The sequence below is a fragment of the Nocardiopsis sp. CA-288880 genome, assembly GCF_050955985.1.
In the GTDB taxonomy this organism is placed as follows: Bacteria; Actinomycetota; Actinomycetes; order Streptosporangiales; family Streptosporangiaceae; genus Nocardiopsis; species Nocardiopsis tropica.
This window is the reverse complement of record NZ_CP192105.1, coordinates 1,047,431-1,066,988: the sequence shown is the minus strand read 5'-3', so window position 1 is coordinate 1,066,988 and position 19,558 is coordinate 1,047,431. Positions and strand designations below refer to the sequence as shown.

Genomic DNA, 19,558 nt, shown 5'->3' with positions numbered 1-19,558 from the left:
CACGGTCACCAGTCCAGTTCGTCGGCGGTCGTCTCGGCGATGGCGGGCGAGCAGGTCATGCCGCGCCCGCCGGGCCCGGTGACCAGCCAGGCGTCGGGCCCGACGGAGGCGCGGTGCACGACCCGGGAGGGGTCGGTGCACTGGGCGTAGACGCCCGCCCAGCGGCGGCGGAACGGAGGCAGCGGGCGGCCGAGGAGGCGGCCGGCGACCTCAGCGAGGTGTTCGTAGGGGTCCTCCTCCGTGTCGAAGGAGAACGGGGCGTCGTACTCGTGGGTGTCGCCCACGGTCAGGGAGCCGTCGGCACGCTGGACCATCAGGAGCTGCATGCGGTGGCGGTCGGCGACGGCCGCCTGGGGCTGGCCGTCGTTGAGCGCGTCCAGGGCGGGCCCCCGGTAGGCCGGGTAGTAGCGGAAGCTGTCGCCGTCGGCGACGGAGGTGGTGAGGGTCTCGCCGAGGGGCGCGGTCTGGGCCATCTGGAGGCGGACGCGGCGGACCGGCAGGTCGGGGGCGAGTTCGCGGACGAGTCCGCCGAGCCAGGCGCCGGTGCACAGGACCACGGCGTCGCCGCGGTGGATCCGGCCGCGGTCGTCGCGGACGGCGCCGGGGCCCGCGAGGTCGCGGACCTCGCACCCGGTGACGAGCGTGTAGCGGCCGCTGCGGGCCAGTTCCCCCTGGAGGGCGGCCTGGGCGGTGCGGGGCTCCACCTGGGCGTCGCTGCGGCACCAGAGGGCGCCGAGGACGTCGCCGCGCAGGGCGGGGTTGACCTCCCGGACCCGGGCGGCGTCGAGGAGCCGGTAGCCGCGCTCCTCCGCGTCGGGGGCCCCGGCCGCGGCCTCGGCGACGGCCAGCTCCTGCTCCGTGGTGGCGACCGTGAGGGAGCCGGAGGGGCGGAAGCCCAGGCCGGGAACCCGTGCGGCGATCTCCTCCCACAGGACGCGTGCGCGACGCGCGGACTCCAGTTCGGCGCCGGGAGCGCGCCCGCCGACCCAGACCAGGCCGAAGTTGCGGACGGAGGCCCCCCGGGCGGCCTCCTCGCGTTCGAGGTGGACGACCTCGTGTCCCCGGGAGACGGCCTGCCAGGCGTGCATGGTGCCGAGTACTCCGGCACCGACGATGATCACTCTCATGGTTCGAGGTTCGGGGGCGCGGATGGAGCGCACCGAGCGCGGTGGGGACCTCCCGGTGAACCGCGGTCGAACTATGGACTAGACCCGTTATCAAACAGTGACAAAAAAGGGACCTGTCGACCGCCGGACGACCGGGTCGGGGCGTGCGGGGAGGGCGGCCCCGCGGGCCAGGCCGCCCCGCAGAACAGGCCGCCCCGCGGAACACGGCCCGGCGCGTTGACCGGAAAGGGCCGCAGCCCCGCCCCCTCCGCCGTGATCTTGTACCTATAGCGAGGTTGGGCGCCGAGAACGTCTATAAGTACAAGATCATCCAGGTCAGAACCCCTCACGTCCCACCGGCTACGGTTCCGGTCGGTCCGCTAGGAGTCCCGCCCGTCCCCGGACAGGCGGGTGGTGAAGCTGAAGCGGTCGCCCCGGTACAGCGAGCGCACACGCTCGAAGGGCCGTCCCTCCCCGTCGCGCGACACCCGGTGGATGAGCAGCATCGGCAGCGCCGGGGGGGTCCCCACCAGGAGCGCCTCACGCGGTGCCGCCAGCACCGTCTCCAGCCGCTCGTCCGCGTCGGCGAACGCGATGCCCAGCCTCTCCCGCAGGTAGCCGTAGAACGTCGAGTCCGGGTCGAACTCGACGTCCAGGCGGGGGGCGCGGGACACCGCGATGTAGGTGGACTCCAGGCCCACCCGCTCGTCGTCGGCCAGCAGCACCCGCTCCATGTGCCAGACCGGTTCGCCGACCGCCAGGCGGAGCTCCTCCGCGAGCCGGGGCGGGCACGGCCAGCTGCGCAGGTCGATCAGGGACCGCCCCGGCCTCCGGCCCTGGCGGCGCACGCCCTCGGTGTAGCTGGCCAGGGACAGCGGCTGCTCCAGCTTGGGGCCCGCGGCCACGGTGCCGCGCCCGAGACGGCGCAGCCTGCCCTCCAGCAGCAGGTCGCGCAGGGCCTGCCGGACCGTCTCCCGGGCCGCGCCGAAGCGCTCGGCCAGCTCCCGCTCGGTGGGCAGCGCCTGCCCCTCGGCCAGCTCGGACACCAGCTCCGTCAGCAGTATCCGCACCGCGTAGTACTTGGGGACCCGCCCGTGCTCGGGCACGCCCGCGCGCACCGGTGCACTGCTGTCCTGGGGGATTCCTGGGCTCGACACGCGGGACATTGTCCCGCACGCCGGTGAACGCCCCGGCAACGCCGGGGGACGTTCGCGGACGTAGCCGCACCGGGTCCCGCGGTCCGCGGTCCGGTGGCGGACGCGCGGGACCCCTGCCGCGCCCCCGTCCGACCGGACGCGCGTCGCACCGGCGCCCCCGGCGGCGGAGGGGCGCGGACCGGCGGCGGAACCTTTCCGGGCGCGGGAGACTCAGAGGAGCACGGGGCGGGAAGGGCCCGCCCCACGACGAGAGGACGCACGTGAGCACCACCCCCGCCGAGGCGACCGCTGTGAGGTTCAGCCGCCTCTTCGACGCCCTCGACTCCGACCACGACAGCTCCGTGACCTGGGCGGACTACGAGCGCCTGGTCGAACGCTACATCGAGGGCTACGGCCTGGACCGGCAGGAGCGCAAGGCCCAGGCCGTCCACGCGTCCTACCAGATGCTCTGGCTGGAGCTGCTGCGCCACTCGGGCGCCGACGCCGCGCGCCTGGACCGGGAGCGGTTCGTCCGGGCCATGCACGCCGCCGCCGAGGACCGGAGCCGGTTCAACATGACGGAGGGCGTGGCCGAGGCCGTCTTCGACCTCCTCGACACCGACGGCGACGACCGCGTCAGCGCGGCCGAGTTCCTCCACTACGCGCAGGTCCTCGGGGCGGAGACGGCGGACGCCGCGGACCGGTTCGCCGTCCTCGACCCCAACGGTGACGGGTTCATCAACCGCGAGGAGTTCGTCCTGTCGTCCCGCGAGTACCTCTTCGGCGACGACACGCGCTCGCCGGGCGGGTTCGTCTTCGGCGTGGTCTGAGGACCGCCGCGGCCCCGGACCGGGCGCGGTGCGCCGCCGCCCGGTCCTCCCCCCGCACGCGGGGGTGGCGGCGCGACCTGGGTCCCCGCGGAGTCCTTGTCGGTCGTCCTCCCCCGCGCGCGGGGGCCGGCCACGGGCGACGTCGACGACCTCGAGTCCGAGTTCGCTCCTCCCCGCGCGAGGGTGCCGGCCCGCCGAACCGGAGCTGCGCACCCGGTTCCGCGGGGCCGGCCCGGTGTCAGCCCGGTTCGGGGACGGCGGAGATCAGCGCCGCCAGGCCGTCGGCGTCGAGCAGGTCGGCGGGGCGCACCGTCCTCCCCGCGAGCACGTAGTGGAACGCGGCCCGCACCTCCTCCGGGCCCACCCCCGCCAGGTCGGCCCAGGCCAGCCGGTAGGCGGCCAGCTGCACGCCCACGGCGCGGCGCTCCGCGTCGTTGCCGGGCGGGCGCCCCGTCTTCCAGTCCACCACGTCGTAGCGGCCCGATCCGGGATCGTGGAACACCGCGTCCATGCGCCCGCGGATGAGCCGGTCACCGATCACCGGCCAGGTCCTCGTCCTCCCCCGCGGTCTCGTCCGCCGCGCCCGGCAACTCGTCCAGCAGGGTCGCCCGCTGACCGAACCTCTGCTCCAGCCACGCGTGGAAGGCCGTCCCGCGCCTGGTGTGCGGTGCGGGCGGGCGCGGCAGCGGGCGGCGGATCTGCCGCGCCAGTGCCGAGGGGTCCCTGGCCAGCCACACCATGGACGACACCGACAGGTGGTCGGGCAGTTCCACCTGCACGGGACCGCCGCCCGGACCCGCGCCCTCGGCGCGGCGGTGCGCCAGCAGCAGCTCGGTGTCGCGCTCCCACCCGTGGAGGCGGCGGCGCAGGCCCGCGGGCGGCTCCTGGCCCCCGGGTCCGGCCTCCCCGGCGAGCAGGCGCGCGCGGGCGCGCTCGACCAGGGCAGCCCCCTCCCGGATCTCCGCGCGGCGGTCGGCGGCCCCGGCGGCGGGCCCGTCCCCGGCCGGGGGGTCGCCCTCCTCCGGCGGCCACACGGCGGAGCTCTCCTCGTCGTCGTGGGGGTTGGTCTCGTCCTCCCCCGGCGGCGGGGCCCACCCGACGACGGTCCCGGCGCCGTTCTCGCACGCCTCCCGGACCTCCTCCAGGAACACCGACGGCCCGCGCGGGGCGGACCCGGTGCGGCCCCACCAGTGGCCGGTGCACACCAGGGCGAACGAGGCGCGGGTGACGGCGACGTAGGCCAGTCGGCGCTCCTCCATGAGGTGGCGGTCGTGCTCGGCCCGGCGGAAGTCGCCGATGGCCTCCTTGTCGACCCCGGCGAGCCGGGGCAGGCTGTCGCGGTCGCCGCGCAGCGGGTAGGGCAGCAGGTGGTCGGCGCGCGCCCAGGCGAGGGGGTCGCGGGCCTTGGCCGGGAACAGCGGGGACCCCTTGCCCGCGCTGATCCCCGGCACGACCACGACCGGCCACTGCAGGCCCTTGGCGCCGTGCATGGTCATGAGCTTGACGCTGTCGGAGCCGCCGACCCGCTCCCCGGGCGCGAGCCCGCTCTCGTTCTCCTCGGCGGCGTTGAGGTAGCCGAGGAAGCTGCCCAGGGTGGGGTCCTCGGTGTTGCCGACGAAGCGGACGGCGTGGTCCACGAACGCGTCCAGGTCGGCGCGCGCCGACAGCGGGTCGCGGCCGGTGCGGGAGCCCACCTCGATGTCCAGGCCGAGCATCCGCTCGACCTCGGTGACCAGGTCGGGGACCGGCTGGCCGACGAGCTTGCGCAGGCCCCGCAGCTCCTCGGCCAGGCGTCCCAGGCGCTCGTAGGCCGTGTCGGAGTAGTTCTCGGCGGCGCCGGGGTCGTCCACGGCGTCCACGAGGCTGCCGCTCCCGGCGGTCAGGTCCAGGACGGTGCGGCGCAGGAGGTCGTCGTCCGCCTCCCGCCCGTCCCCGCCCGGGTCGGGCGAGGTCACGTCGCGCCGGGTGTGGCGGGCCAGCTCGGTGGCGCGGGCGCCCAGCGCCGCCAGGTCCCGGGGGCCCAGGCGCCAGCGCGGGCCGGTGAGCAGACGGGCGAGCTCGTTCCCGGCGGAGGCGTCGTGGACCACGCGCAGGGTGGCGATGATGTCGCGGACCTCGGGCACCATCATGAGCCCGCCCAGTCCGACGACCTCCACCGGGATGCCGCGCGCCTCCAGCGCCTCGCGCAGCGGCGGGAACTGGGACCGCTTGCGGCACAGCACCGCGACGTCGCCGGGGCCGACGCCGCCGTCCTCGGCCCCGCCCGACTCGCCCTCGGGCCAGGGCAGGGAGTCGGGGGCGGTCCGGGCTCCGCCGGGCTGGTCGGGGTCGGCGTGGACCAGGCGGTGCACCTGGTCGGCGATCCAGGCGGCCTCCTCGGTCTCGGTGGGGAACAGCGCCGTCAGGGCGGTGCCCCGGCCGCGCCGGGCGGGCCCGGGGTGCAGGACGGGGACGTCGCGGGCCTCGGCGCGCAGCTCCTCGGAGACGCGCTCGGCCACCCGCAGGACGCGCTCGCCGTTGCGGAAGCTGGTGGACAGGCGGCGCACGGACGCCGGTCGGCCGGGGGCCGCCGGGAAGTCGGTGGGGAACCGGGTGAGGTTGGCCGCGATGGCGCCGCGCCAGCCGTAGATGGACTGGCAGGGGTCGCCGACCGCCGTCACCGGGTGTCCGTCGCCGAAGAGGGAGCGCAGCAGGACCAGCTGGGCGTGGCTGGTGTCCTGGTACTCGTCGAGGAGGACCACCCGGTACCTTCCGCGCTCGATGAGCCCGACCTCGGGGTGGTGCTCCGCGATGCGGGCGGCCAGCGCCATCTGGTCGCCGAAGTCCATGGCCTCGCGCGCGTGCTTGGCGTGGTTGTAGCGGTCCACCAGCGGCAGGAGCTGTTCGCGCCGGCGCTGGGCGGCGACCAGGTCCCGGGTCTCCTTGGTGGCCTTGCGGGTCATGCCGTCCACGCCCGCCTGGATCCACCGGCCGATGCCGCGCACCCGGTCGGTGGTGGTGAGGTGGTCGGCGATCTCGCCGGACAGGTGCAGGACCCGCTGGGTGACGGTGTCCGCCCCCACGGTCACCAGGTCCATGGGCCCGTCGTACTCTCCGACGACCCTGGCGGCGATCTGCCAGGACTGGCCCTCGCTGAGCAGCCTGGACGTGGGTTCGACGGCCTCGCGCAGGGCGTGGTCGGAGACGATGCGCCCGGCGTACGCGTTGTAGGTGGACACGGTGGGCTCGCCGTCGAGCAGCTCCTCGGGGAACTGCTCGGTGGCGCGCAGCTGCTCCAGCCTCCTGCGCACCCGCTCCGCCAGCTCCGCGGTGGCCTTGCGGGTGAAGGTCAGTCCGAGGATCTGCTCGGGCCGCACGTGGCCGTTGGCGACCAGCCACACCACGCGCGAGGCCATGGTCTCGCTCTTGCCCGACCCGGCGCCGGCGATCACCACGCCCGGCTCCAGCGGCGCGGAGATGACCTGCGACTGCTCCGCGGTGGGTTCGGGCTGTCCGAGGAGGCGCGAGAGTTCGGCGGGGTTGAGACGGGGAGGGGGCGGGGGATCGGGCGGGGTCGCGGGGGAAAGGGGATGGGGTTCAGACATGTCGGCCCTCGTCCTGCACCGGACAGCAGGCGCGCACGGCGCACGCGTTGCAGCCCTTGTTGCGAATGGCGGTGAAGCGCGAGCCGCCCATGCCGCCGGCGACGTCGAACACCAGGTCCTGGGCCCAGCGGGGGTCGGGGTCCTCCCCGAGCGGCGGCTGCGGCTGTTCACGCGCCTTGTTGGTCAGCGCGGCCCCGCCCACCTGGACGAGCGAGGCCCCGCCGGGCTCGGCCAGGCCGAGCTCGGCGAACGCGCCCTTGAGCACGGCCATCTGGTAGACGCCGAGCTGGGGGTGGCGCGCCAGGTCCTCGGCCTTGGTCCGGCCGGTCTTGATGTCCACGACCACGGCGCGGCCCCGGCCGTCGCGTTCGAGGCGGTCCACGCGGCCGGTGATCTCGATGCCGCCGACCTCGACCTTGAACCCCTCCTCGGTGACCACCAGCTCGCGGTCGTTGGACGCGTCCCAGGAGATGAGCTTGCGGACCATCTCGTCGGCGCGCTCGCGCTGCTGGGCCGCCTGCCAGGGGCCGCCGAAGTCCAGGTCGGCCCAGATCTCGTCCATCCGCCCGCTGATCTCGTCGGCGCCGCTGCCCTGGGCGACCAGGACGGCGACGGCGTGCACGACGGTGCCCAGCGCGGACGCGGAGTCGCCGGAGGAGGCCCCGGCGGCGCGTTCGAGGAGCCAGCGCAGCTGGCAGTCGGTGAAGCTCTCCACCTGCGACGGCGAGACGCGGATCGTGTCGTCCTCCCCGGCCAGGGGCCGGTCGTCGCTGAAGGGGGTGAGCGCGTACCACTCCGACGGGTCGGCCCCGCGCACCCCCTCCTCGGCGAGGCGGGCCAGGTGGTCGGCGGCGGCCGTCCGGAGGGGGTCGGGCGCGGAGGGGTCGGTGACCACGGAGCGCAGGTCGGCGACGAGCGCGGGCAGGGACAGCCAGCGGCGGCCCGTGCCGACGGGCTCGGGTTCGCCCAGGCCCATCTCGTTGAGGAAGCGGGAGGGGCGCTCGTCGGCCCCCTCCCCGTCCACGGCGGTCACGACGAGGGTCCGGCGGGCGCGGGTGAGGGCCACGTAGAACAGGCGGCGCTCCTCGTCCATGAGCTTGGAGGCCATGGCGGCGCCCGAGGAGTCGGCGGCGTGCACCTCGGCGTCGACCAGCTCCTCCACGCCGAGCAGGGATCCGCGCAGGCGCAGGTCGGGCCAGGCGCCCTCCTGGACGCCGGCGACCACGACCAGGCCCCACTCCAGCCCCTTGGAGCGGTGTGCGGTGAGGATGCGCACGGCCTCGCCCTCGGGGGCGCGTTCGGCCAGGCTGTCCCCGGGGATCTCCTGCGCGGCGAGGTCCTCCAGGAAACCGGCGGGGCTGCCGGGGGGCAGCCGGTCGCAGTAGCGGGCGGCGCTCTCGAACAGGGCCACCACTGCGTCGAGGTCCCGGTCGGCCGCCGCGCCGCGGCGGCCTCCGGCCAGGCTGGCGCGGAGCAGCCGTTCGGCGAGCCCGCTGTCGCGCCACAGCTCCCAGAGGACCTGTTCGGCGTCGGACCCCTTGGCGGTCAGCTCCCGCACGGTCCTGAGGGCCCGTGCCACGCGCTCGGCCGGGGCGGCGATGTCGGGGTCGACCAGGGCGAGGTCGGCGGGGTCGCGCAGGACGTCCACGAGCAGGCGCGCGGCGGGCCGGTAGGACCCGTCGCCCTCGTGCGCGCGGTCCAGGTCCAGGCGGCGCAGCGCCCGGACGAGCCTGCGCAGCCGCACGGTGTCGGCCTCGCCGAAGGGGCCGGTGAGGAGCTCGCGGGCGGAGTCGTCGTCGAGCAGGTCCGGGGACAGGCCGTAGCGGATGAGGGCGAGGAGGGGCCGCACGAGCGGTTCCGCGGCCACGGGGAGGTCGTCGGCGCCGACCGCGACGGGGACCGACGCGGCGGTCAGCGCGCGCCGCAGGACGGGCAGCTGGCGGGTGGAGGAGCGCACGAGCACGGCCATGTCCGACCAGGGGACGCCGTCCACCAGGTGGGCGCGGCGGAGGGTGTCGGCGATGACGGCCGCCTCCTGGGTCGGGCTCTCGGCGGCCAGCACGCGGACCTCGCCGTCGGGCACGCCGGGCGCCGGGACCAGGTTCCGGTGCTCGTTGACGTGGCCGCGCGCGGACGCGACCGCCGGCAGGCGACGGGTCAGGGCGCGGGAGGCGGCCAGCAGGGCGGCCCCGCCGCGGCGGGAGGTGCGCAGGGCCACCACGGGCGCCTCGGCCCGCCCCGCGGTCCTGAAGCGGCGCGGGAAGTCGAGGATGTTGTGGACCTCGGCGCCCCGGAAGGCGTAGACGGACTGGTCCGGGTCGCCGACCGCGACGAGGTCGCGGCCGTCCCCCGCCAGGGCCCGCAGGAGTGCCTCCTGGGCGGGGTCGGTGTCCTGGTACTCGTCCACGAACACCACCTCGCGGGCGGAGCGCTCGCGTTCCTGGACCGCGGGGTCGGAGAGCATGTTCGCGGCGACCCTGACCAGTTCGGCGTAGTTGAGGGTGGGCACGGGCGCGATGTCGAACCGGCCCGTGTAGCGGTCGAGGAAGCCCGCGGCGGCCACCCAGTCGTCGCGTCCGCGCTCACGTCCGAGGCGTTCCAGCTCGGCGGGGCCCAGGCCCCGCTCCTGCGCGCGCATGAGGAAGTCGCGCAGCTCCTCGGCGAACCCACGCGTCTCCAGCGCGGGGCGCAGGCGCTCGGGCCACTCCGCCGCTCCGTCCCCCGCCTCCCCCGCCAGCAGCTCGCGGACCTCCATCAGCTGCTCGGGGCCGGACAGCAGGCGCGGCGGCAGGTCGCCCACGCGCTGGAACTCGCGCCGGATCAGCGCGTAGGCGTAGCTGTGGAAGGTCAGGGCCAGCGGTTCGCGGGTGGTGCGGCGCAGCCGCGCGGTGATGCGCTCCCTCAGCTCCTGGGCGGCCTTGCGGCTGAAGGTGAGCACGAGGATGCGCGAGGGGTCGACGCCGCGGTTGTCGATGCGGTCGACGACGGCCTCGACGATCGTGGTGGTCTTGCCCGTCCCCGGCCCGGCCAGGACCAGGAGGGGGCCGCCCGCGTGGTCGACCACGCGCTGCTGGTTCTCGTCCAGCACCGGCGGCGGCTGCACCTGGTTGGCGCGCCGCACGAGTCGGTACGGGGATGTGTTCACACCACCAGTTCACCAGAAGACGGCGACCTTCTCGGACGCCTCCCGGGCTTCCAACCAGCTCCTCAGGCCCCGGAGGCCCCGTCCCAGCGGGCTTTGCGCATGTCCACCCGGTCGCTTCCCGGGCGCATGGGCGTGCTCTCCGCCGCATAGTGGGAAAGCGCACGTACCTCGTGGCCGGACGCCGGGCGCCCGTCCGAGCGCACCACCCGCCACCAGGGCACCCCGCCGCCCCACGCGGACATGACCGAGCCGACCTGGCGGGGGCCTCCCCGCCCGACGTGCTCGGCGATGTCGCCGTAGGCCATCACCCGTCCCGGCGGGATCCGCTCGACCAGCGCGAGGACGTCCTCCGCGTAGTCGTCCGGCCCGCCCTCCTCGTCCGTGAACACCCGCGCAGCCTATCGAGCGCGCGGGGACCGCCCCCCGCGGGTACGGCCCCCGCGCCCCCGGCGCCCCGGCCGGCGGGTCAGGTCGGGATCTCGTTGACGTGCGCGCTCCAGGCGAGGTCGGGGTCGCGCTTGCGCGCCCGGTCGGCCTGCGCCAGGCCGTAGGCCCCGAGCAGGGCGATACCGCCGCCGATGACCCACGCCGACCAGGCGGCCGCGGGCAGGTGGGTGAAGCCCAGGAGCCAGGGCATCGCGAACACCAGCACGCCGATCGCGAGGACCCCCAGCTCGCTCGACAGGGCGCCCGGGCGGGTGAGGGAGAACGCGGCGGCCACGACGACGCCCAGTCCGAGGACGAACATCGCTCCCCCGCTGAACCCGTACATCCCGTGCCAGAGCCAGCTCACCCCCAGGGCCAGACCGGCGGCGACCGCCACCCAGTCGGCCCTGCGTCCCTTCTCTCGCATAGCGCCACCTCCCAGCAGCAGGGCCGCCCCGGAGATCGGCCGACGGCCTCTGGGTTCTTGTACCCACTCCCCGCCGGTGAACGCGAACGGCGCCGGGAGGGGCTCCCGGCGCCGTTCGGAGGGGTCTTCCCGGCCGCTAGTAGGCGGGCAGGCTGGGGTCGACCTGGTTGATCCAGGCCAGGACGCCGCCGCCGACGTGCACCGCGTCGGAGAACCCGGCGGCGTGCACCGCCGCGAGGGCCTCGGCCGAGCGCACGCCCGACTTGCAGTGCAGGACGATGCGCTTGTCCTGCGGCAGCCTCTCGAACGCCTTCCCGTTGAGGAACTCGCCCTTCGGGATGAGCGTCGCGCCCGGGATGCTGACGATCTCGTACTCGTTCTTCTCGCGGACATCCACGAGGAAGACGTCCCCGGGCTTGTTGTCCAGGAGCTCCTTGAGCTCGGGCGCGGTGATCGTCGAACCGGCGGCGGCCTCGGTGGCCTCCTCCGACACGGCGCCGCAGAACGCCTCGTAGTCGATCAGCTCGGTGACGGGCTCGGTGTCGGGGTCCTTGCGGACCTTGACCTCGCGCCAGGTCATCTCCAGGGCGTCGAAGATGAGCAGGCGGCCCACCAGCGGGTCGCCGATGCCGGTGATCAGCTTGATGGCCTCGTTGACCATGACGGAGCCGATGGAGGCGCAGAGCACGCCGAGGACGCCGCCCTCGGCGCAGGACGGCACCATGCCGGGCGGCGGGGGCTCGGGGTACAGGTCGCGGTACTGGGGACCGTACTCGTTCCAGAAGACGCTGACCTGGCCGTCGAACCGGTAGATGGAACCCCACACGTACGGCTTGTTCAGCAGTACGGCGGCGTCGTTGACCAGGTAGCGGGTCGCGAAGTTGTCGGTCCCGTCCAGGATCAGGTCGTAGGGGGCGAAGATCTCCAACGCGTTGTCCGACTCCAGGCGGTCCTGGTGCAGGACGACCTCGACGTTGGGGTTCACCTCCTTGATGCTGTCCCGGGCGGACTCGGCCTTGGGGCGGCCGACGTCGCTCTGCCCGTGGATGACCTGGCGCTGGAGGTTGGACTCGTCCACGACGTCGAAGTCGATGATGCCGAGCGTGCCCACGCCCGCGGCGGCCAGGTAGAGCAGCGCCGGGGAGCCCAGGCCGCCCGCGCCGACGACCAGCACCTTGGCGTTCTTCAGGCGCTTCTGCCCGTCCATGCCCACGTCGGGGATGATCAGGTGGCGCGAGTAGCGGCGCACCTCGTCCACGGTCAGCTCGTCAGCTGGTTCCACCAGCGGCGGCAGCGACACGGTGACTCCTCATGTCTGTTCAGGGTGCTTCGGACCGCCCGTACCGGACCGGGGAGGGTACGGGGGCGAAGCGTGCTTGCACTTATACCCAACCTAACGGGTGGGGTTTTCCATTCCCACCGTGGGGAGGCGTGGGACACGACACCCGCGCGCCCGTTCCTTCCAGCACCAACGAACGCGTCCCGGCAGTTCATTCCGAGCGGCCCCGTGTGCCGCGCGGACCGGCGGGTAGTGTCGCCTATACGTTCAGCGACGACGTGGGGAGCACCCCGTGACTTCAGAGAACAGTTCCGCCGACAGGCGTCCGGCGGCCGGCGGCTCCCCCGGGGAGCAGGGGGCCGAGGCGCCCGGGGCAGAGGCGCCCGGGGTCGAGGTGCCCGGGGTCGAGGTGCCCGGGGTCGAGGTGCCCGAGGCCGACGCGGCCGAGCAGCGCGCGCCCGCGGGCGACGACGACGGCCGCTGGGAGGCCCCCTCCGAGGAGAGCTTCGACCAGGCCGACGAGGGCGACGTGGTGGAGCAGTCCCTGGAGGTCGGCGACGAGGAGGAGCGGCGGTGAGGCCGTGCCGGCCCGCCCGGCCCGCGCCGCGGTCGCGGCGTCCGGCCGCCGGGCCGCCCCGCCGACGGGGAGGGGCTCCCGTGCCCCGATCGCCCCTTCCGTCCCCTTCTCCCCGCCCGCACGGAAGCTACGCGGGAGTAGGATGGGGCGAAAGCTGTGACGGCGCGCCGGTGACCGGCCGCGCCCGGCAGCACTAGCCACGCAGATGTTCGGACATGGCGCGCATCTGCCATGCCGAGTTCGGAGGGTGTGGGTGTGACAGCTCCTTCAGACGCCCGCGCCCGGGGCACCCGCTTGCCCCGGGTCAGGCGGCGCCGCCAACTCCTGTCCGCAGCACAGGAGATCTTCGTCGCCCGCGGCTACCACGCGGCGGCGATGGACGAGATCGCCGACCGCGCGGGTGTCAGCAAGCCAGTGCTCTACCAGCACTTTCCCGGGAAGCTGGAGCTCTACCTCGCCCTGCTCGAAGAGCACTCCGAGTCGCTGGTCGAGAAGCAGCGCGAAGCCCTGGAGAGCACGGACGACAACCGGCAGAGGGTCGCCGCCAGCTTCCAGGCCTACTTCGACTTCGTGGCGGGGGACGGCGAGGCCTTCCGGCTGGTGTTCGAGTCCGACCTGCGCAACCTTCCGGCGGTGCGGGAGAAGACCGAGCAGACCTTCCAGCGCTGCGCCGAGCTCATCGGCGCGGTGATCCGACAGGACACCAGCATCTCCGACGAGGAGGCGCACCTGCTGAGCATCGGCCTGGTCGGCATGGCCGAGACCAGCGCCCGGTACTGGCTCAACAACCACGGGGCCGTCCCCAAGGACGCCGCCGAGCAGCTCGTCGCCCGGCTGGCCTGGCGGGGCATAAGCGGCTGGGACCTCCAGCGCAGGGCCGACGAGCAGGACGCCTAGAACGCCCGGGGCGCTCCCCGGGCCCCGCGCCGCGGGGGGCGCCCGCGGACGCCGCGCCCGCCGGAGACGCGAGGACCCCCGGGCGCGCGGCGCGCCCGGGGGTCCCGCGTTGTGGCGGAACCGATCGTCCCGGCGGCATTGTCCCCCGTCACGGCGAATCCCCCTCCCCCTTTTTCGCAAGAAATTCATCAAGAAAAGGCAATCCCCTCGCCTGTTGTCTGACAAGCGGTTTGATTCCTGTTCGCCGGGTATCGCCGGAATGAGAAGTAAATGGCTTCTCTTCGCGGAGTCCGCCCGGGCCGAATTCGGCACGCCGGCGGAGTGAGCGATTCGGGGGTGAAGACGTTATGGACATGGGTCAGGGCCTGACGACGGCCTGGCAGGCGGTGGCGGGTTTCGTGCCGCTGCTGATCGGCTTCCTCGTGATCCTGGTTCTGGGCTGGTTCATCGCCTGGCTGGTGGGCAAGGGGGTCGCGAAGGGCCTGCACGGCGTCGGACTGGACCGCGCACTGCACCGCGGGGGTGTGGGCGAGTACTTCGAGCGGAGCCGCTGGACCGCCAGCGAGCTGTGCGGAAAGATCATCTACTACGTCGGACTGCTGTTCGTGTTCACTCTCGCGTTCAACGTCTTCGGTCCGAATCCGATCAGCACGCTGCTGAGCGACGTCATCTCCTGGATCCCGCGCGGCATCGTGGCCCTGGTGATCGTCGTGGTCGCCGCCATGATCGCGAAGGCGGTCCGCGACCTCATCTCGGGCGCGCTGGGCGGCCTGTCCTACGGCCGGTTCCTGGCCAACGTGGCGGGGGTGTTCATCCTGGCCCTCGGTGTCATCGCGGCGCTGAACCAGATGGGCGTCGCCGTGAGCGTGACCATGCCGGTCCTGATCGCCGTCCTGGCGACGGTCGGCGGCATCCTCGTCGTCGGCGTCGGCGGCGGCATGATCGAGCCGATGCGCTCGCGCTGGTCCCGCTGGCTCGACGTGGCCGAGCGCGAGACCGGCCGTCTCAACAAGGACGAGAGCTACCGGGCCGGCAGGGAGGCCGCGATGAGCGGTCCCACCGAGCGCAGGGAGGGCGCCACGGCCTCGGGCCAGGCGCCGTCCGCCTCGACCCGGCCCGGACCGGGCGGCGGGCCCGCCTCGTGACGGAACGGTCCGCGGATCCCTGAGACCGCGGACAGCAGAGGAGGGCGGGGCCTCAGGCCCCGCCCTCGCCGTGTGCGCCGCGCCCTTGCGGGGCGGCCCTCAGAGGAACTCGGAGTCGCGCAGCTCCAGGCGCGACAGGTGCTCGATCCTCCGGAAGGCGAGGACGACGGAGGCGATGATCGGCAGGAAAGCCAGCCAGAAGGCGAGGTTCCCCGGCCCGGTGAAGAACATCGACACCAGTGCGACGACGATGATCAGTGCGAACAGCGCGAAGTCGACGCGGTCCTGTTGGATCAGGACGCCGACCGGTGGGCGCGCAGCCCCATGTCGACCGCTCCTCATTCGCATTCCTTTCTCGCGGCTCTGCGGGCCGCTCCGCCAGTTACGGCGTCCGCCGGTCCGCTCCCGGACCGACATAACACCGCGAATCCCACGTTGCATTCCGCAGTGCCCCGGTCCGACCACGATGCGCCGGGCCGCTTATCGGCCGCCCGAGCGGCCTACGCCTTTCAGCGTACGCCCGGCGCGGGTTTTTCGCCGGAGAACCGGAACGGCAGGTGCCCACGGGGAACCTCGCGTCGTGGGTCACACCCGCCTGCGGACGTCACCAACCTAGCGGACGAAACCACGGTCCTTGGCCAGTCGGCAGATCGCGAGAATGCGGAGGGTCTCCCAGTCGTATTCGACCGCCTCCGAGTCCCAGCCCCTTTCGAGGCACCCGTCGAGGAAGCCGTGGAGGTAGGTGCCGAGGGTGCGGGCGTTGATCCCGCTCCCCGAGGAGGTGATGCCCTCGCACACCTGTGCGGCGTGCTGGTCCAGCTCAGAGCACATCCAGGGATCGATCGGGCCGTCCAGCGGGCCGATCTTGTGGAAGTCACGGGTGAGTCCGGCCAGCGGATGGCGCACGGAGGTCCCACGGGGCATGGAAGTACCTACTCGCGTGGTCAGGAGACGGGAGACTTCAACGAGTTTACGTGTCCCCACCAACGAATCGTCACGAAAGTGTTGGATATTACCCCCGCTTGACCAAGGGAGCCCCTGGTACGGGTCAAGTGTCCGTGGTGTCCCCGGTGCGGCGCGGCCCGTGTCAGGCGGACAGGCCCATGGCGTCGAGGCGCGCCTTGTGGCGGTCGGTGAGGGAGGCGAACATCCGGCTCACGGCGGCCAGGTCGCCGAGCGCGGTGGCTCCGGCGGAGCCCTGGGCGTCCTCGGCCAGGAGCGCGGCCAGCCGGGGGCGGGCCACAGCCACGTGCTGCGCCTGGCTGAGCGCCTCGCCGACCAGCCGGCGGGCCCACAGGGAGAGCCGCCCGGCCAGCCTGGGGTCCTCCGCCACGGCGGCGCGCACCGCCCCGGAGACGAACTCGGCGCGCCCGGTCTCGGCCAGGACGCCCTCGACCAGGGCCGCGGTCTCCTCGTCCGCCAGCGCCGCGACCTTGCGGTAGAAGTCACCCGCGATGCCGTCGCCGACGTAGGTCTTGACGAGGCTCTCCAGCCAGCTCTGCGCCTCGGTGCGCTCGTGCCAGGCGTCCAGCGGCGCCACGAACGGCTCCATGGCCTCCTCGGGGACGACCCCCAGCTCCTCCAGGCGGTCCCGGAGCGTCTGGTAGTGCGCCTGCTCGGCGGCGGCCAGGGCCGCCAGCTGGCCCTTGCCCCGCAGCGACGGGGCGAGTCCGGCGTCGTCCGCGAGACGGAAGAAGGAACCGAGCTCCGCGTAGGCGAGCAGCCCGAGCAGGTCGATCACGCCGGGGTCGGCAGAGGGGCCTTTGGTCATGCCCGCCAGGGTATCGCCCGGCCGCGGGGGCGCGGCACGGGGGACCGCGGGGACTAAACGGGCCGACGGCACGGTTGCACACGCTGGGAGCGGGTACGGTCCCAGCCGTCCACAGCCGGAGTGAACTGCTATGTCCACCCGGCGCGTCACCAGCTAGACTCTGCGTGATGACCGGCGTGTGCGGTCGACCCGAGACTCTCCTCACACACGCGGGGACGCTCCCACGCCTCGGCGCCGCGCAGGCGGCGCCCACCCGGGCGCGGACCCGCACCACCGACGCGGTCGCCGAGACCGCGAGGAAACCACGAACCACGGATGCTCCCCGTCCACGCGGGGACGGTCCGCGATCCGCGGAGGGGGTTCCCCCACACCGCACGGATCACGCAGGCAGCGCCACCGCGCCGTAACGGCCGCGGTGAGCCGCGCCCATCGCGGCGGCCACGAGCCGACCGCGACCGCACCCCGCCGCGGCCACGCCACGTTGCGGCCCGCCAAGATGGAGGCTTGAGCCCTGAGCACCACAGATGACACGACCAAACCCAAGACGACCTTCCGCGACCTGGGAGTGAGCACCGAGCTCGCCGACGCCCTGGAGGCGGAGGGGATCTCGGAGCCCTTCCCGATCCAGGAGCTCGCCCTGCCGATCGCGCTGCACGGCAGCGACATCATCGGCCAGGCCCGCACCGGTACCGGCAAGACCCTGGCCTTCGGCCTCCCGCTGCTCCAGCGGGCGCAGAAGGCCCCCGGCACCTCCAAGCGCCCCCGCGCGCTCGTGGTGGTCCCGACCCGCGAGCTGGCCATCCAGGTCGCGGCCGACCTGACCACCGCCGCCAAGCGCAGCGGCGGCCGTGTGCTGACCGTCTACGGCGGCCGTTCCTACGAGCCGCAGGTCAACGGGCTCAAGGAGGGCACCGACGTCGTCGTCGGCACCCCGGGCCGGCTGCTCGACCTGGAGAACCAGAAGCACCTGCGCCTGGACGAGGTGTCCGCGGTGGTCCTGGACGAGGCCGACAAGATGCTCGACCTCGGCTTCCTCCCCGACATCGAGCGCATCCTCACCAGGATCCCCGCCGAGCGCCAGGTGATGCTCTTCTCGGCCACCATGCCGAGCGAGATCGTCTCCCTGTCCCGCAAGTACCTGCGCCAGCCGACGCACGTCCGCGCGGGCGACGACAACGAGATCGACGGCTCCGCGATCACCGGACGGATCACGCAGCACGCGCTGCGGACCCACCAGATGGACAAGATCGAGATGCTCGCCCGCCTGGTCCAGGCGGAGGACCACGGCCAGAGCATGGTGTTCTGCCAGACCAAGCGCGCCTGCGACCGCGTCGCCACCGAGCTCAAGACGCGCGGGTTCGCCGTCGCGGCCGTGCACGGCGACCTGGGGCAGAGCCAGCGCGAGCGGGCGCTGCGGGCCTTCCGCAACGGCAAGATCAACATCCTGGTCGCCACCGACGTGGCCGCCCGCGGGCTCGACGTGGACGACGTCACGCACGTCGTCAACTACGAGACGCCCGAGGACGAGAAGACCTACACGCACCGCATCGGCCGCACCGGCCGCGCCGGGCGCAGCGGCACCGCCGTCACCTTCGTGGACTGGCAGGAGATGCCGCGCTGGAAGCTGATCAACGCGGCCCTGGACCTGCCCTTCGCCGAGCCGGAGGAGACCTACTCCACCTCGCCGCACTTCTTCGAGGCGCTGCGGATCCCCGCCGGCACCAAGGGCAAGCTGGCCGCCGACAAGCGTGCCGACCACGCCGGCCTGGAGGCCGAGGAGATCGAGGACATCGGCGACACCGGCATGCCCCGGGGCGACCGCGGCGGCCGGCGTGACGGCGGCCGCGACCGCGGCGCCGGCGGCAGGGGCGAGAGCGGCCGCGCGACCGGCGGCCGGGGCGAGGGCGGCGGCGAACGCGGCCGCAACCGCTCGCGCCGCCGTACCCGCGGCGGCCAGGGATCGGCTCCGGCCGAGGGGACCGCGGTCAAGGCGGAGACCACCGCACCGGCCCAGGCGGAGGCCCCCCGCGGCGGTGCCGCGTCCACCGACGAGGGCGCCCGCAGGATCCGGCGCCGCCGCCGCACCCGCGGCGGCACCGCCCACCGGGACCCCGAGAACACCTGACCCCTCCGCCGTGCCGCGCCCGTGAGGACGGGCGCCACGGCGAGCGCACGACGTGCGGGCACCGCGTCTCCCCCGCGGTGCCGGTGTCGGCGGCCGCTCCGCCGGCCACGGCCCGGGATATCCCGGGCCGGGCCACCGATCGTCTAGGGTGGCCCGACGTGAGTACACCTCAGTTCATCGACCTGCCGCCGGGCGTGCGGCGCGCGGACCTGCCCCTCTCCTACGGTCCCCTCGCCGCCCTGCGCGCTCTTCCCACCTCAGGGGGCACCGAGCTGGCTCCCGCTGTCCTGGTGCACGGTTTCACCGGCAGCAAGGAGGACTTCATCGCCCTCCTCCAGAGCCTCGCCCAGGCGGGCCGGGAAGTGGTCGCGATCGACCTTCCCGGCACCTACGAGTCGCCGGGACCGGAGACCCTCCGGGCTCCCCCTGGCGTCCAGCTCCCCGACTACCGCCTGTCCTCCCTCGGCGGCGTGGTCGCCGAGGTCCTCCACCTCGTCGGCGGAAGCGGACAGGCCCACCTGGTGGGGCACTCCTTCGGCGGCCTGGTGGCCCGCGAGACCGCTCTGTCCGGGCTCGCCGACCTCGCTTCGCTGACCCTGATGTGCAGCGGCCCGGCGGCCCTGGACGGCCCGGGCGCCATGAACGCCCGCGGCCTCATCGCCGCCCTCTCCGTCGACCCCACCCCCGAACGGCTCCGCGAGCTGTGGGAGGAGCGGTTCGACGCGGAGGCGCGCAGCCGTACCCCCGACCCGGTGATCCGGGAGTTCCTCCGGGAACGGCTGCTGGCCAGCAGCGCCCTGGGGCTGATGCGCACCGCCGAGGACCTGCTGGGCGCCGAGGACCGGGTCGGCGAACTCGCCGACCTGAAGATCCCCTCGCTCGTCGTCTACGGCGAGAACGACACCGCGTGGACCCCGGCCGCCCAGGACGACATGGCCGAGCGGATGGGCGCGCGAAGACTGGTGGTGCCCGGCGCGGGCCACTCCCCCAACGTCGAGGCGCCCGAGACCACGTCGGGTGTGCTGACCTCGTTCTGGAACGAGACGGAGTCGGTCGGCCGGCGCTGACGGGCAGAACGGAACCGTCACCGGTGTGACGCGGGGTCACGCC

General features: G+C 74.0%; 15 protein-coding genes and 1 pseudogene. 6 read left to right on the top strand and 10 right to left on the bottom strand.

Annotated features, from left to right (window positions below; all coding sequences use genetic code 11):
* Nucleotides 1-5 precede the first annotated feature (5 nt).
* Together ACQPYD_RS04760 and ACQPYD_RS04755 are read right to left on the bottom strand one after the other, a co-directional pair.
* Complete coding sequence (locus ACQPYD_RS04760) at nt 6-1,121, bottom strand: TIGR03364 family FAD-dependent oxidoreductase (protein ID WP_433701957.1); 1,116 nt, start codon at nt 1,119-1,121, stop codon at nt 6-8.
* Between the two features lie 365 nt (nt 1,122-1,486).
* Nucleotides 1,487-2,272 (bottom strand): GntR family transcriptional regulator, encoded by a 786-nt coding sequence (locus ACQPYD_RS04755; RefSeq protein WP_267948248.1) that lies wholly within the window; start codon nt 2,270-2,272, stop codon nt 1,487-1,489.
* Between the two features lie 251 nt (nt 2,273-2,523).
* Between ACQPYD_RS04755 and ACQPYD_RS04750 the strand changes: the two genes are divergently transcribed.
* Nucleotides 2,524-3,072 (top strand): EF-hand domain-containing protein, encoded by a 549-nt coding sequence (locus ACQPYD_RS04750; RefSeq protein ID WP_433699933.1) that lies wholly within the window; start codon nt 2,524-2,526, stop codon nt 3,070-3,072.
* A 238-nt stretch (nt 3,073-3,310) separates the two neighbouring features.
* Here the strand turns inward: ACQPYD_RS04750 and ACQPYD_RS04745 are convergent.
* From ACQPYD_RS04745 to moeZ, 5 genes and pseudogenes are all read right to left on the bottom strand, one after another.
* A pseudogene (locus tag ACQPYD_RS04745) lies at nt 3,311-6,656 on the bottom strand (UvrD-helicase domain-containing protein).
* Nucleotides 6,649-9,777 carry an ATP-dependent helicase gene (locus ACQPYD_RS04740; RefSeq protein WP_433701956.1) on the bottom strand — a complete coding sequence of 1,043 codons (3,129 nt, stop codon included), beginning with the start codon at nt 9,775-9,777 and terminating at the stop codon, nt 6,649-6,651. The pseudogene ACQPYD_RS04745 and the gene ACQPYD_RS04740 overlap by 8 nt, the downstream one beginning before the upstream one ends.
* Before the next feature lie 86 nt (nt 9,778-9,863).
* The gene (locus ACQPYD_RS04735; protein ID WP_267948245.1) at nt 9,864-10,190 is read right to left on the bottom strand and encodes an MGMT family protein; all 327 of its coding nucleotides are present in this window, start codon (nt 10,188-10,190) and stop codon (nt 9,864-9,866) included.
* A gap of 77 nt (nt 10,191-10,267) precedes the next feature.
* Nucleotides 10,268-10,654 carry an SPW repeat protein gene (locus ACQPYD_RS04730; protein ID WP_433699932.1) on the bottom strand — a complete coding sequence of 129 codons (387 nt, stop codon included), beginning with the start codon at nt 10,652-10,654 and terminating at the stop codon, nt 10,268-10,270.
* A gap of 136 nt (nt 10,655-10,790) precedes the next feature.
* The gene (moeZ, locus tag ACQPYD_RS04725; protein ID WP_267948243.1) at nt 10,791-11,954 is read right to left on the bottom strand and encodes an adenylyltransferase/sulfurtransferase MoeZ; all 1,164 of its coding nucleotides are present in this window, start codon (nt 11,952-11,954) and stop codon (nt 10,791-10,793) included.
* 271 nt (nt 11,955-12,225) lie between these two features.
* Between moeZ and ACQPYD_RS04720 the strand changes: the two genes are divergently transcribed.
* The 3 genes from ACQPYD_RS04720 to ACQPYD_RS04710 all read left to right on the top strand — a co-directional run bounded on the left by ACQPYD_RS04720 (nt 12,226) and on the right by ACQPYD_RS04710 (nt 14,552).
* Nucleotides 12,226-12,510 carry a hypothetical protein gene (locus ACQPYD_RS04720; protein WP_433699931.1) on the top strand — a complete coding sequence of 95 codons (285 nt, stop codon included), beginning with the start codon at nt 12,226-12,228 and terminating at the stop codon, nt 12,508-12,510.
* 255 nt (nt 12,511-12,765) lie between these two features.
* Nucleotides 12,766-13,407 carry a TetR/AcrR family transcriptional regulator gene (locus tag ACQPYD_RS04715; RefSeq protein WP_433699930.1) on the top strand — a complete coding sequence of 214 codons (642 nt, stop codon included), beginning with the start codon at nt 12,766-12,768 and terminating at the stop codon, nt 13,405-13,407.
* A gap of 347 nt (nt 13,408-13,754) precedes the next feature.
* On the top strand, nt 13,755-14,552 hold the full coding sequence (locus ACQPYD_RS04710) for a mechanosensitive ion channel family protein (protein WP_433699929.1): 798 nt from the start codon (nt 13,755-13,757) through the stop codon (nt 14,550-14,552).
* Nucleotides 14,553-14,651: 99 nt separating this feature from the next.
* Here the strand turns inward: ACQPYD_RS04710 and ACQPYD_RS04705 are convergent, their stop codons facing one another.
* From ACQPYD_RS04705 to ACQPYD_RS04695, 3 genes are all read right to left on the bottom strand, one after another.
* Nucleotides 14,652-14,894 (bottom strand): hypothetical protein, encoded by a 243-nt coding sequence (locus tag ACQPYD_RS04705; protein WP_267948239.1) that lies wholly within the window; start codon nt 14,892-14,894, stop codon nt 14,652-14,654.
* A 270-nt stretch (nt 14,895-15,164) separates the two neighbouring features.
* Entirely contained in the window at nt 15,165-15,476 is a 312-nt protein-coding gene (locus ACQPYD_RS04700) for a DUF6401 family natural product biosynthesis protein (protein ID WP_344180146.1), read from the bottom strand.
* 163 nt (nt 15,477-15,639) lie between these two features.
* Nucleotides 15,640-16,323 carry a ferritin-like fold-containing protein gene (locus ACQPYD_RS04695; protein ID WP_433699928.1) on the bottom strand — a complete coding sequence of 228 codons (684 nt, stop codon included), beginning with the start codon at nt 16,321-16,323 and terminating at the stop codon, nt 15,640-15,642.
* Between the two features lie 565 nt (nt 16,324-16,888).
* Between ACQPYD_RS04695 and ACQPYD_RS04690 the strand changes: the two genes are divergently transcribed.
* Nucleotides 16,889-18,448 (top strand): DEAD/DEAH box helicase, encoded by a 1,560-nt coding sequence (locus tag ACQPYD_RS04690; protein ID WP_433699927.1) that lies wholly within the window; start codon nt 16,889-16,891, stop codon nt 18,446-18,448.
* A gap of 158 nt (nt 18,449-18,606) precedes the next feature.
* Nucleotides 18,607-19,515: an alpha/beta fold hydrolase gene (locus tag ACQPYD_RS04685; RefSeq protein WP_433699926.1), complete on the top strand. Its 909-nt coding sequence runs from the start codon at nt 18,607-18,609 to the stop codon at nt 19,513-19,515.
* Nucleotides 19,516-19,558 lie beyond the last annotated feature (43 nt).

Bases quoted from the DNA above. Each gene is read 5' to 3' on its own strand.
- ACQPYD_RS04755 (WP_267948248.1), bottom strand. From the start codon at position 2,272: ATGTCCCGCGTGTCGAGCCCAGGAATCCCCCAGGACAGCAGTGCACCG.
- ACQPYD_RS04730 (WP_433699932.1), bottom strand. From the start codon at position 10,654: ATGCGAGAGAAGGGACGCAGGGCCGACTGGGTGGCGGTCGCCGCCGGT.
- ACQPYD_RS04710 (WP_433699929.1), top strand. From the start codon at position 13,755: ATGGACATGGGTCAGGGCCTGACGACGGCCTGGCAGGCGGTGGCGGGT.
- ACQPYD_RS04705 (WP_267948239.1), bottom strand. From the start codon at position 14,894: ATGAGGAGCGGTCGACATGGGGCTGCGCGCCCACCGGTCGGCGTCCTG.
- ACQPYD_RS04700 (WP_344180146.1), bottom strand. From the start codon at position 15,476: ATGCCCCGTGGGACCTCCGTGCGCCATCCGCTGGCCGGACTCACCCGT.
- ACQPYD_RS04695 (WP_433699928.1), bottom strand. From the start codon at position 16,323: ATGACCAAAGGCCCCTCTGCCGACCCCGGCGTGATCGACCTGCTCGGG.